The sequence below is a fragment of the Blastocatellia bacterium genome (assembly GCA_035275065.1).
In the GTDB taxonomy this organism is placed as follows: Bacteria; Acidobacteriota; Blastocatellia; order UBA7656; family UBA7656; genus DATENM01.
Map to the genome: position 1 here is coordinate 21936 of DATENM010000105.1, position 13218 is coordinate 35153.

At 63.2% G+C, this 13218-nt stretch carries 6 protein-coding genes; 4 read left to right on the forward strand and 2 right to left on the reverse strand.

Going from position 1 to position 13218, the window contains the following annotated elements; genetic code table 11:
- Positions 1-358 precede the first annotated feature (358 nt).
- The 4 genes from VJ464_23130 (at position 359) to VJ464_23145 (ending at position 6496) form a co-directional block, all read left to right on the forward strand.
- On the forward strand, positions 359-2395 hold the full coding sequence (locus VJ464_23130; protein HKQ08038.1) for a PQQ-binding-like beta-propeller repeat protein: 2037 nt from the start codon (positions 359-361) through the stop codon (positions 2393-2395).
- Between the two features lie 411 nt (positions 2396-2806).
- Entirely contained in the window at positions 2807-3061 is a 255-nt protein-coding gene (locus VJ464_23135; GenBank protein HKQ08039.1) for a hypothetical protein, read from the forward strand.
- 92 nt (positions 3062-3153) lie between these two features.
- Complete coding sequence (locus VJ464_23140; GenBank protein HKQ08040.1) at positions 3154-3723, forward strand: sigma-70 family RNA polymerase sigma factor; 570 nt, start codon at positions 3154-3156, stop codon at positions 3721-3723.
- A gap of 10 nt (positions 3724-3733) precedes the next feature.
- Positions 3734-6496, forward strand: coding sequence for a serine/threonine-protein kinase (locus VJ464_23145; protein ID HKQ08041.1), 2763 nt, complete (start codon positions 3734-3736; stop codon positions 6494-6496).
- A gap of 271 nt (positions 6497-6767) precedes the next feature.
- Here the strand turns inward: VJ464_23145 and queG are convergent, their stop codons facing one another.
- Both queG and VJ464_23155 read right to left on the reverse strand, forming a co-directional pair.
- Positions 6768-7985, reverse strand: a complete 1218-nt coding sequence (gene queG, locus VJ464_23150) for a tRNA epoxyqueuosine(34) reductase QueG (protein ID HKQ08042.1) — start codon at positions 7983-7985, stop codon at positions 6768-6770.
- A gap of 56 nt (positions 7986-8041) precedes the next feature.
- Positions 8042-13009: an SBBP repeat-containing protein gene (locus VJ464_23155; protein ID HKQ08043.1), complete on the reverse strand. Its 4968-nt coding sequence runs from the start codon at positions 13007-13009 to the stop codon at positions 8042-8044.
- Positions 13010-13218: the final 209 nt, after the last annotated feature.

Below are 13218 nucleotides of genomic sequence, written 5' to 3' on the forward strand. Positions count from 1 at the left end.
CAAAACGGGGATGGCTCCATTCTCATTGCTCGCCGCGCGCCCGTCAAGTCGCCTCGGCATGCTTTAAGGTGGTGTCGATCTTGTAGCGCAAGGCGGTTAGCTTGCGCGAGCCACTGCGCAATCTAACCGCCTTGCGCTACATCAAGACTCCCTGTGTAGGTGAGACTTTGGAATTTCTTGCGCATTGACCATTTCTTCCAGGAGACAGGCTGCGTGATGCAGCCTCGCTCAACGGCTAGAAATGCGCGCCACGTCGAGGTGGCCCGCGCCGGCGAGCGAGACCTTCAAGCGATGGAGCATGACTTCGACTATGCGCAAACGGGTTATTGCACTACTTACCGTCACCCTGATGCTTTCAGTGGCTCTCGTGTCCCGCACCACGGGGCAATCCGCGTCGCAAACGGTCGCCTGGGTCAACCGGATTAACTGCACGGCGAACAGCGGCAGCCTGGAAAAGACCGGCGGGCGCGATGACACCGCCGACGCGGCGGCGCGCTCACAACAGACGATTGCCGCCGGCGACGCCTATTACGAATTCACCCCGGCGCAGACCAACCGCCTGCTCTTCACCGGCCTGACCCACGCCGCTATCGGCACGGACTTCGCGGAGATCGATTTCGCTTTCAAGATCACCGACTATAACGTCGCAGAGGTGCGCGAGAATAACGTCTACAAGTGGGAAGTGCGCTATAACACCGGCGACATTTTCCGCATCGCCGACGAGAACGGCGTCGTTAAGTATTATCAGAATGGCAGTCTGATCTACGTCAGCCAGAAACGGCCCACCTATCCGCTGATTGCCGACACCGTCTTTGTCGCCATGAATGGGCGGATCGATAATGCGACCATCGGCGCGCTTTCAATCAACGCCGCCGCCGAGTGGCCGATGTACCAGCGCGACGCGGCGCACACAGGCTATGCGGTTGCCTCGAACATCAGCGCCTCGAACATTGCGAACCTCAGGCAGGCATGGGGCTATCAGACCGGCGGCATCGTCACCGGCACGCCAGTGGTAGCGGGCGGCATGGTCTACGTCGGCTCATGGGATGGGCGAATGTACGCGCTGCGCGAAGCCGACGGCCAGGTGGTCTGGAGCCTTCAGACCGGTCAGGTGACCAGCAACTGTGATCTGACCTATGGCATAGATAGCACTGCCGCGATTGTAGATGGCCGCCTCTATTTCGGCGCTGCCAACTGCTCGCTCTACGCGGTCAACGCCGGCAACGGAAGTGTGATCTGGCGCACACAACTGGCCGACGCCTCAAGAGGCTGGCACCTGTGGTCATCGCCGCTGGTCTTCGACGGCAAGATTTATGTCGGCCTGGCCTCGCACTGTGACGCGCCGTGCGTGCGCGGCACCGTCCTGTGCCTGAGCGCCACGGACGGCACGGAGTTGTGGCGCACCTATACCGCGCCCGAAGGCAGCACCGGCGCGGGCGTCTGGTCATCGTTTGCCGCCGACCCGCAGCGCCGCCTGGTCTTCGTCGCGTCGGGCAATTTCTGCGAAGGCACGGACACCTATGGCGATTCGATTCTCGCCTTCAACGCCGACAACGGCACGATTGCCTGGCAGTTCAAAAACACGGCGCGCAATCGCGACATCGAAAACCTCGACTTCGGCGCTTCGCCCGTCTTGTTTGATGTGTCGGGACAGCCGGCGCTGGCGATTGGCTCGAAAGACGGCTACTGCTATGCGGTGCGGCGCGACACGGGTGAGCTGCTCTGGTCAACGCGCGTAACCGACGCTTCAGGCGATACCGGCATCATCGCCTCGGCGGCGGCGGCCAATGGCAAGATTTTCTTCGGCGCGCGCATCGCTGACGGCACCGGCAAAATCGTGGCGCTCGAACAGCGCCTCGGCCAGATCGTTTGGGAACAGCCGCAGGCCAAACCGGTCACCGGCGCGGTGGCGGTCGCCAACGGCCTGGTCTTCAGCGGCGGCGCGGACGGGTTGTTGCGGGCTTATGATGCAGAGAGCGGCGCGACTGTCTGGAGCGCGCAGCGCGGCGCGATGTGGGGCGGAGTTTCCGTGACCGCGGATCGTGTCTTCGTCGGCTCGAACGACCGCTCGGTTTATTCTTTCCAGTTGAACGCCATCACACCGCAGCCGCGCGCGACAATTGCCGTGACTTCGCCGGCGAGCGGCGACCTCTGGCGCAAGAACCAGAACTATAATGTCACCTGGTCAATCACCGGCAGCATCAGCCGCGTTGACATCAGTATCTCGCGCGATGGCGGCGCCACCTGGACGCCGCTGGCGACGAGCGTTGATGCCAGCGCCGGCAGCTTCAACGTGACCGCCCGCAAGCCCAAGTCACGCGATGTCGTCGTGCGCATCGCCGATTCAAGCGACTCCAGCGTCTTCGGCCTGTCGGGCACGCTCAGAATCAAATAGTGACAAGTGACGAGTGACAAGTGACAAGAGGGATTTCGCAAGCTGAGCTTGTCGGGATGCCGCAGTGACAATGTCTTGTCACTTGTCACTTGTCACTCATTCGCCCCTCACCTCTCACCCCTCACTTCCAGATGCCGGCGGCGCGCCATGCGCCGCGAATGGCTGCATCAGCGCTCGAATCTCGTCGTCCATATCCATGCGCCTCATCGAAAACCAGCCGAGCGGACGGCTTCGGATTTTCAGCGCGGCGGCAATCCTATCACCGCCCCGGCGACGTATCAACGGCGTCTATCCCAATAGCCCTGGCAACCGACCGCAAGCCAATCGCTCGGCCTGAGCGGTTTCGCCGAGCGAATACGCATGTACAGGTGGACGGAGAGAATCTAGCGGCGCGCCGCGCGAGGAGAACTCATGCTCAACACGCCTTACCCTTACCTGCAAGCGTCGGGCAATCACCTGATCGAGATGCTCGAAACCTTGATCGATATGTATGCCAATGCCGCCGCCATCATCGGCGCGGTGCTGTTGATTATTCTGGTGTGGCTTTGCCTTTCCGAATTGCAGCGGTCATCAATCGCAAAGCGCGCCGGCGGCTCTGTAGCCAGGCGCCCGCCCACTTCGCGACGATTAGGCGAGCGCGGCTGGCTCGGAGAATCTTCGACCTGAGCGGCGGGCGGCTTCGTCGTTGACTTCGGCCCGGCCAGTGAATATGCTCTGGCGGGCTCAAGCCCGCTACGCGACGCCACCTGTGAGAAGATATGCCCACACGGTCGCCGGCTGAAATCACCCAACTGCTCGCCGACTGGCGCAACGGCGACCGCGGCGCGCTCGACCGCCTGACGCCGCTCGTCTATGACGAGCTCAGGCGGCTGGCGAACGGTTACTTGCGCGGCGAGCGCCGCAATCACACGCTACAGGGGACGGCGCTGGTCAACGAAGCCTACATACGGCTGCTCGGTCATGGGAATCAGGACTGGCAGAACCGCGCGCATTTCTTCGGCGTCGCAGCGCGCTTGATGCGCGAAATCCTGGTTGACCACGCGCGCCGTCACAACGCGGCCAAGCGCGGCAGCGGCCAGACGCCTGTGTCGCTCAGCGAGGCGGCCATCTTTTCGGTCGAGCGCGCCGCGGAGCTGGTCGCCCTTGATGATGCTTTGCAGCGGCTTGCCGAGCTTGACCCGGAGCGCAGCCGCAGCGTCGAGCTGCGCTACTTCGGCGGCTTGAGCATCGAAGAGATAGGCGAAGTCGAACATGTCTCTGTGGCCACGGTGCGCCGCCGACTGCGCATGGCTGAAGCCTGGCTGCACCGCGAGATGAATCAAACGTAACCTCAAGCGCATGATGACACCCGAAAAGTGGAAACAAGTTGAAACGCTCTTCGAAGCAGCGCTTGAGCGCGAGCCCGAAGCGCGCGCCGCTTTTCTCGATGACGCCTGCGGCGATGACGCGGCATTGCGCCGCGAAGTCGAATCGCTGCTCGCGCATCAGCAGCCGACCGGCCAGTTCATCTCGACGCTCGTGCATGACGCGGTCAAGCTCTTTCCGCCGCCACCCGTCACCGGCGAAGCGCGCTTCATCCCCGGCACGGTTCTGGCTACGCGTTATCGCATCATCGGGTTGCTCGGGCGCGGCGGCATGGGCGAAGTCTATCGCGCCGACGACCTGAAATTGGGCCAGCCGGTCGCCCTCAAGTTTTTGCCCGAAAGCGTCGCCAGAGATGCGGCCATGCTTGAACGCTTTCACCGCGAGGTGCGTATCGCGCGGCAGATTTCGCACCCGAACGTCTGTCGCGTCTTTGACATCGGCGAAGTCGGCGGCCATCACTTCCTGAGCATGGAATACATTGACGGCGAAGACCTGTCGTCGCTATTGCGCCGCATCGGGCGATTGCCCGCCGACAAAGCGACCGAGATCGCCCGCCAGCTCTGCGCAGGGCTCCAGGCGGCGCACGACGAAGGCGTGCTGCATCGCGATCTTAAACCGGCCAATGTCATGATCGATGGGCGCGGCAAGGCGCGCATCACCGACTTTGGCCTGGCCGGGCTGGCCGACGACTTTCACGGCAACGAAGTGCGCGCCGGCACACCCGCTTACATGGCTCCCGAACAGCTCGCCGGGCGCGAAGTCACCCGGCGCAGCGACCTCTACGCACTCGGCCTCGTGCTTTACGAAATCTTCACCGGCAAGAAAGCCTTTGAAGCGACGACCGTCGAAGAGCTGATGCGCCAGCAGCAGTCCGGCTCGCCGCCGAGCATCTCTGATTATGTGAAAGACGTGGACCCGCTGGTCGAGCGCGTCATCCGGCGCTGTCTGGAGCGCGACCCATTATCGCGCCCGACGTCGGTCACACAGGTCGCGGTGGCGTTGCCGGGCAGCGATCCGCTGGCGGCGGCGCTGGCGGCGGGCGAAACCCCTTCGCCGGAGATGGTCGCCGCCGCGCCTCGCGAAGGCGCATTGCGGCCCACCGTCGCGATCATCTGCCTGACGCTGTTTGCGCTTGAGCTGGCCGCCGCCATCTGGCTTTCGAGCAAGATCGCCCTGCACAACCGCGTGCCGCTCGAAAAGTCGCCCGAAGTGCTGGCCGACCGCGCTCGCGGCATCGTCGGCAAATTGGCATACGACGGCGCCCCCGCTGATATGGCTTACGGCATGGGCGACGACTTGATCGCCTACCACTATGCCACCCAGTCGCCGGCGCTCGGATTTGCCGACAAGCTCGAGAGCGGCCAGCCGGCAGTTTATTACTTCTGGTATCGGCAAAGCCCGCGCCCGCTCGAAGCGCTCGGCGATAACGGAGTCGGGCCGGCGGACCCGCCGCTTGAAGTCGCCGGCATGGTCAATATCATTCTCGATACACGCGGGCGGCTGCTCGAATTTCATGCCGCGCCGCCGCAGCTCGAACCCTACGCGCCGCGGAACGCCGCGCCCGACTGGGGCGGGCTGCTTGCTGACGCCGGGCTCGACCCTGCGCGGTTGACCGCGACCGATTCCGAGTGGACGCCGCTGGTGTTTGCTGATACGCGGATGGCCTGGGCGGGAACATTTGCTGAGCGCCCGGAGCTTCCCATCCGCGTCGAGGCGGCGGCTCATCGCGGGCGGCTGGTTTACTTCCAGGTGATCTTTCCGTGGACGACGGCGACGCGGCAAGAAGAGGTCACGTCTCAGGCCAGCCGCCGGGCTGCCGGCGTGATTATGTCGGCGGTCTTTTTCGCTTCGCTCGTCGCCGCCACCTTGCTGGCGCGGCGCAACCTGCGATTGGGGCGCGGCGACCGGCGCGGCGCGTCCAAGCTGGCGCTCACGGTTTTTGCGACCACCTTGATCGGCTTGCTTTGTGGCGTGCATCACATTCCGACGCTCGGCGGTGAGCTGAGCCTCTTAGCGAAAGCCGCCGGCTGGTCGCTGCTGGCGGCGGCCTTCTTATGGATGATCTATATGGCGCTTGAGCCTTACGTGCGGCGGCGCTGGCCGCGCCTGCTGATCTCCTGGAGCCGGCTGCTGGCGGGCGATTTCCGCGACCCGATGGTCGGGCGCGATGTGCTGGTCGGCAGCCTTCTGGGGCTCGGCCATACGCTGTCCATCTATTCGGGGATGATGATGCTCAAGCTGATGGGGCTGAAGGGAAAACCGGCGCCGGGGGCGGACGGGGCGATGCTCGAAGGGTCGCGCCGGCTGGCCATGCTGCTGCTGAGCGACAGCGTCTTGCAATGGCTGCTCAGCGGACTGGGATTCCTCTTTCTGCTCTTGTTGCTCTATATCCTGCTGCGTCGGCAATGGCTCGCCATCGCGGTATTATGGACGTTAATTGCTACGGTAAATGGCCTGGCATTTATCGCGCCCAGTCCGCTCGCCCTGTGGGTCGTGCCGCCGGTGATTGCGACGCTGATCGTCGTCGCGGTGGCGCGATTCGGGTTGCTGACGACCATCGCGTTTCAATTCTTCTTCAACCTGAGCTTTCATTACGTGGTCACGACAAACTGGTCGAGCTGGTATGCCCAGGGCATGTACATCACGCTGGGGCTGGCGGTGGCGGTGGCGGTTTACAGCTTCTATGTGGCGCTCGCCGGCCAGCCGCTGTTTCGCACCGCCGTGCTTCAAGAATGAAGCGCGGCCCCGATTGTGGCAAAAATTACAACAAGTAAAAGACAAAAATTCCGCAAGGATTGGCTTTCTTTTGCGTCTATCCCTATTGAGGGACCAGAGAAAGTTCCTCCAATTAATCACCTCCAACCCGCCTGGGGACGCCCGGTTGCGAACCGGTGCCGCGGGACGGGGTTGTCGGCGGGAGAGTTACCGATGTCAGCCTTTCTTTCGTTGCACGCTCGCCTCTTACCCTCATGCGAGCAATAAAAGGCGGCATCTCTCCCGCCGCTTTTTATTGATCAGAAACGACGGACGAAGGACAGCCATCCTTTAACTGCCGGGCTTCATCGCGCACCATTGGGTCGGGATCATTCAAAACGCGCTCGATGAGCGGCGCAGCTTTGTCTGCTGCCAGCCGCGCCAGCGCCCACAATCCATGAGCGCGGATCAGCGGCTCAGGGTCAGAGGTCACGCGCTCGACGAGCGCCCGAACCGCCGCCGTGCAACCGACATTGGCCGCAGCGACTGCCGCATTGCGCAGCAGGCCGCGCCGCTTTGGGCGCAGAAGCGGCGTGCCTTTGAAACGGGCGCGAAACTCGGCGTCGGTGGCGATGGACAGAGCTTCGACCAGATCAAGGCGCGGCCCGACGCCGGCTTCAGGGTGAAACTCTCGCCATTCGGTTTCGCTCGCAAAACGGTTGAAGGGACAGACCGATGCCGATTCCCCCCGCACGATCACCGGCAGCGGACCCCGCCTGCCGGTTTCGGGGCGCATCTCCTGGCAGGCGTCACAGCCGAACACCCATTCGCCGAGACCTGCGCGCAACTCTAGCGGAATCGCTCCCTTGTGCTCAATCGTCAGGTAAGAGATGCAGCGCCGCGCGTCCAACTGGTACGGCCCGGCAAAGGCATCGGTCGGGCAGGCGGCGAGACAGCGGTGACAGGTGCCGCAACTGACGCCGACCGGTCGGTCGTCCGCGGGCAATTCCAGGTCGAGCAGAATCTCTGAGAGGAAGAACCACGAGCCGCGCCGCGGGTCTAGCAGGTTTGTATTTTTGCCTACGAAGCCGATGCCGGCGCGCGCCGCCGCCGCGCGCTCAAGCAACGGCACCGCGTCCACGAAGCAGCGGGCGTGCAGGGGCCGCCCGGCCAGCGCCTCGATCTCTGCCGTAAGCGCCCGCAGCCGCGACTTGACGACATCGTGATAATCCAATCCCCAGGCGTAACGCGCCACGCGACCGTAACGGCTCTCGTGAGTGAAAGGCGGCGCTTCGGCGTAATAGTTCACCGCCAGGGTGACGAGCGAGCGGGCGTCGGGTACAAGCGCGCCGGGATGTGCCAGCAATTCGGGCCGCCGCGTCATATAGCCCATATCGGCGGCAAAGCCGGCTTCCATCCATGAATGATAACGCCGCTCGTCGTCCGCAAGCGGCGCGACCGAAGTGATGCCGGCGACTTCAAAGCCGAGGCGGCGGGCGGCTTCTTTGATCTGCGCGACGAGATGGCTCACACCTACAAGCTACCTAATCTGAACCGCAAAAAGCAAAAGCCGCCGCCGCCCGGCGCTTACTGCTGACTCAGTGTGTTCGGCACGGCGACGTCGCCCGCCTGCCCCCACTGCCTGAAGATATAGTTGGTATAGTTGGACGACGACGTCGGGATGATCCAGACGCCTTGCGAGGCGCGCCAGATGCCGGGGTCGGCCTTGCCATCACCGTCATAGTCGGCCACGACCGGCGTATCGCCGAGTGACGGGTAACCTGCGGGCACGAACAGCGGCTGGCCCGCCGCGAAGCTGTAACCATGGCTCGACAGCAGAATCGCATAGCTCGCGCTCTGGTTGCCGGCGGGCGGCTCGATGTAAGCCAGATCACTCAGGCCATCGCCGTCAAAGTCGGCGATGATGGGCGCACGTCCCGCCCTGCCCCAGTTGAAGAAGCGCGGGCTGCCGTAGCTGTAGCCTTGCGAGGACTGTAGGAAAGCCCACACGCCATCGTGGTAGTACCCGAGGTCGGCGCGGCCATCGCCATCGATGTCGCCGACAACCGGCGTGTCGCCCGACTGGCCCCACTGGCTGAAGATGTATTGCGTATAGTTCCACGATGATTCCGGGATAATCCAGACGCCCTGTGACGAGCGCCAGATGGCCGGGTCGGCCTTGTTGTCGCCATCAAAATCACCGACGACCGGCGTATCGCCGACTGACGGGTAACCTGCGGGCACGAACAGCGGCTGGCCTGCCGCAAAGCTGTAGCCATGGCTCGACAGCAGAATCGCATAGCTCGCGCTCTGGTTGCCGGCGGGCGGCTCGATGTAGGCCAGATCAACCTTGCCGTCGCCGTCGAAGTCGGCGACGATGGGCGCGCGCCCCGCCCCGCCCCAGCTATAGAAGAACCCGATGTTGAAGCTCTCCGACGATTTGAGGAAGCCCCACAGACCGTTGCGGTAATAGCCGATCTCGGACTTCAGGTCGTCGTCGAAGTTGAGTTTGACCGGCGGCGTGCCAGCCTGCGTGACGGTGAAGGCCTGTCCGGCAATCGTCATGGTGCCGACTCGCTGAGCGCCCGTCGTGTTGGCGGTGACCGAATAGTTGACTGTGCCATTGCCCGAGCCGCTGGCGCCCGAGGTGATGGTGATCCAGGGCGTGTTGCTGGCGGCGTTCCAGTTGCAACCGCTGGCGGCGTTGATCGTCACCGAGCCCGCGCTGGCATGGGTGTTGAATACCGCGCTGCTGCTCGCCGGCGCGGCGCTGCATGCTCCCGCCTGATAAACCGTAAAGGTCTGGCCGGCGATGGTCATCGTGCCCTGACGCGCCGCATCGCTATTGGCCGCCACCGTAAAGTTGACGAAGCCGTTGCCATAATTGCTGCTGTAGGTAATGGTGATCCACGGCGCATTGCTGATCGATGTCCAGTTACACGGGACGCCACGATAGACGTTCACCGAGCCGTTGCCGCCGCCGACCGCAACCGTCTGAAGGTTCGGCGACAACGATGCCGGCGGGTTGGTCGCCGTCAAGATTGTCGTTGCCGTATCGTTGTTGGGTATGGAGTCTGTGCCCGACGCCGTAACCGTCGCCGTATTGATGAGCGACGCGCCGTTCTGGACCGTGCAACTGACGTAGCCGTAGACCATCATGGTCGCCGAGGCGCTCGGCTCCAGCGTGCTGAGGCTGAAGGTGATGCTGTGGCCGACAGTCGTGCAACTCGCCGTCGAGGAATTGCATGAGCTGGGGTTGACCGTCGACGGCAGGTCATCCTGGACGACAACGGACAGGGCGCGGTCCGGGCCATTGTTGGTGACTGTGAGGGTATAGGTGAGGTTGTCCCCCGCAGAGACGGGGCTCGACGTCGCCGTCATCGTAATCGCGAGGTCGGAGGTCACACTCGGCGTCACCGCAAACTTCGAAACGAACGCGTCATAATAAGAGTTGTAATTGAGGTTGCCCGTCGTGTTCTGGAACACGTTGGGCGTGACCGGGAAGTTCCGCGATGCGGTCGCGCCGGTAACGTAGGCGCTGCCCGACCCGTCCACGGCGATGCCATAGCCGTAGTCGTAGTCATTGCCGCCGAGGTAAGAGGAGTAGGTCAGAGCGGTCGCCGTCGGATTCAGCTTGGTGGTGAAGGCGTCGGGGGAGTAGGTGTAGCCGAGCGTCTGGTAGCCTCCCGTCGTCGTCGGAAAGTTGAGGGACAGCGTGTTGCCGGTGACGTAGACGTTGCCGGCGTTGTCGGCGGCGATGGCCGATCCCTGATCCGCGCCGCTGCCGCCCAGGTAAGTGGAATAGACCAGGGCAGCGCCCGTCGCATTCAACTTCGTCACGAAGGCATCCATGAGGCCGCTCTCGCTGCCCGAGTACATCGTCGAGGGGGTCGCCGGGTCAAAGGCCATTGCGTTAATGACCGCGCCGGCTAGCCCCGCGCCCGCCGACGCCCAGAGATTGCCGCCATCAATGGACTTGAAAACGCCGTTGCCGGTGCCGGCGTAGAGCGCCGTCGAATCGCTCGGTGACTGGGCGAGCGAGCTCACCGACCGGTTGCGCAGGCCATTATTGCTGCCATTCCAGGTTTGGCCGCCGTCGGTGCTCTTGTACAAGCCATTCCACATTCCCGCGTACAGCGTCGAAGTCGCCGACGCATCGATCAGCAGGGCCCTGACGCCAGAGTTGGTAAGGCCGGTGGGGCTCCAACTGGCACCGCCATTGGTGCTCTTATAGACGTCGCCGTAAGTGAGGCCGGCGTAAATTGTCGCCGGTGTCAACGGATCAATGGCCAGCGCGTAGATGGACGTCCCCTGCGACAGGCCGTTGTTCTGGGCTGCCCAGTTGGCGCCGCCATTGGTGGTCTTGAAGACGCCCTGGTCAGTGCCTGCGTAAATCGTCGAAGAGTTGCTCGGATCGATCATCAGGCTGTTGACATCCATGCCGTTCTGGCCGGTGTTGATCGCCCGCCATGTGCCGCCGCCATCGGTGCTTCTAAAGACGCCGCGCGAGTTCGTCCCCAGGTAGATCGTCGTCGGCGCGCCCGGATCAATCGCCAGCGATCTGACCGTGAGGTCGGTCAGGCCAGAGTTGATCGCGCTCCAGTTGGCGCCGCCGTCCGTGCTTCTGAACACTCCTCCGGTCAACGTATTGTTGTCATTGGTCGCGCTCTGAGTCCCTGCGTAGATCGTCGCCGGCGTCAGCGGATTGACCGCCAGCGCCAGAATGGTGAAGTTGTTGATGCCGGCATTGATTGCCGCCCAGCTCGCGCCGCTGTTGGCGGACTTGGCGATGCCGCCGTCGCCGACGCGCACGACGCCCGGCGTCGTCGGGAAGTTGCCCGAGTTGGTCTGCCCAATCACGTAAGCTTCGCCCGCAGCCGTCACCTCAATGCCGTAACCGGCATCATCGCCGCGGCCACCCAGATAGGTCGAGTAGGCGAGCGCCGTGCCCGTGCTGTTGAGCTTGGTGACGAAGCCGTCGCCCGTGGCGCCGTAATAACTGCTGGCGACGCCGCCATACGTGGTCTGCAACGCCCCCGCCGTCGTTGGGAAGTTGCCCGACAGCGTGTTGCCTGTGACGTAGGCATTGCCGGACGCATCGACCTTAACGCCGCTCGCCTGATCGGAGGCCGCGCCGCCGAGGAAAGTCGAATAAACCAGCGCCGTGCCTGTGCTGTTCAGTTTGGTGACAAAGGCATCCGCCGCAGGGCCGCCGCCGCCGATATACGTCGTCTGAAACGCCCCCGGTGTTGTCGGGAAGCTGGTCGAAGCGGTATAGCCGACGACGTAGGCGTTGCCCGACGAGTCAACCGCGATGCTCTTTGCCAGGTCAGTGCCTGACCCACCAAGGTAGGTCGAATAGACCAGTGCCGTGCCCGCCGCGTTTAACTTCGTGACGAAGCCATGGGTTGAAGTCCCAGAGGGCGTCGAGGCCTGAAACGCCCCCGGCGTCGTCGGGAAGTCGCCCGAGCCGGTCGAGCCCGTGACGTAGGCGTTGCCGGCACTATCGATGACGATGCCATACCCTTCGTCCTGTGAGGTGCCGCCGATGTAGGTCGAATAGACCAGCTCGGTGCCATCCGCTTTGAGCTTGGTCACGAACACGTCCGAGCCGTTGGCGATGGTCGAATCATAACTATCAATCGTGATCGGGAAGTTAAAGGAACCCGTAATCCCGACGATGTAAGCGTCGCCGTTTGCGTCCAGGGTGATGCCCCGGCCTGTATCCGTGTTGTTGCCGCCGAGATAAGTTGAATAGCTGAGGACCGGATCGATCACCAGCCGTTTGCTGTGATCGTAAGCGCCCAACACAAACCCCACCACGCGCCGCCCCTTCAGTTGGTAGCGCGCCTCGACCATCTGTTTGCCGCCGTCCGTCTCCTGATAAGCCGCCGGCTTGTGAAAACGCATCTCGCCGCCCGCCACGCGCAGCACCAGATCGCCTTCGGCGCTGATGCGCAGCCGCCGCGCGCCTGCAAAGCCCAGCTTGATCTGCCTGGGGTCGCTGCCCGCCGCGACGACGAAGTCATATTCGAGCTGCCGCTGATTGCCGTAGTAGACAAGGTTGATGCCGGGATAGATATCGCCATACTGCACGCGGGCGAAAGTCGGCACGGCGGTATGCCAGTGGTTCGGGTCGCGCCCGGTGAAGTAATTGGCCGTGGCTGCGAGCGGCGCCAGGCCCTCGGGGCGAGCCGCCGGGTTGGCCTTGACCACCTTCATGCGCACGGCGGCAGTCGCGGCGTGCGGCGGCGACACGGCGAGCACGGCTTCGTCGGCGGTGAGAAAAAGCGTCGCGGTGCTGCTGCGCGAGATGAACTGGACGCGGGGGGCAACCTGGCCGCGGTTGGCTTCAAAGCTCAGCGGCAGCTTGCCGTAAGCTTCGTCGAGCCGGGCGCGGGTTTGCGCGTCGTTTGATGCAGCGGCCCCGGCAGGCGGGTTATCGGCGGCGGCGCGGTCAGACGCCTTGCCATGCCAGGCGACCAGGCTGGTCAGGCCAAACAGTGTAAGCACAAGCAGACCGACGCGACGATTCCAGCGTCTTGTATTAAACATAATGATTTACTCCTTCAGGGCCGTGTTGAGCAGCAACAAAGGTAAAAGTCTCTCATTGAATTAAGTATCGCGTCAAGCATAGACCTTTAGTCAACAGCATTTGACTGTGGCGGGCGGCGCGCCTCGTCTGGAACGATGGCGCTTGCCAATGAAATATTTTGTGCTAAAACTCATATGTTCAATGGAATCTAACATGGCCAAAAGGAGGC

Excerpts from the sequence above, each read along its gene's own strand:
- VJ464_23135 (HKQ08039.1), top strand. The coding sequence starts at position 2,807 with ATGCTCAACACGCCTTACCCTTACCTGCAAGCGTCGGGCAATCACCTG.
- VJ464_23140 (HKQ08040.1), top strand. The coding sequence starts at position 3,154 with ATGCCCACACGGTCGCCGGCTGAAATCACCCAACTGCTCGCCGACTGG.
- VJ464_23145 (HKQ08041.1), top strand. The coding sequence starts at position 3,734 with ATGATGACACCCGAAAAGTGGAAACAAGTTGAAACGCTCTTCGAAGCA.
- VJ464_23155 (HKQ08043.1), bottom strand. The coding sequence starts at position 13,009 with ATGTTTAATACAAGACGCTGGAATCGTCGCGTCGGTCTGCTTGTGCTT.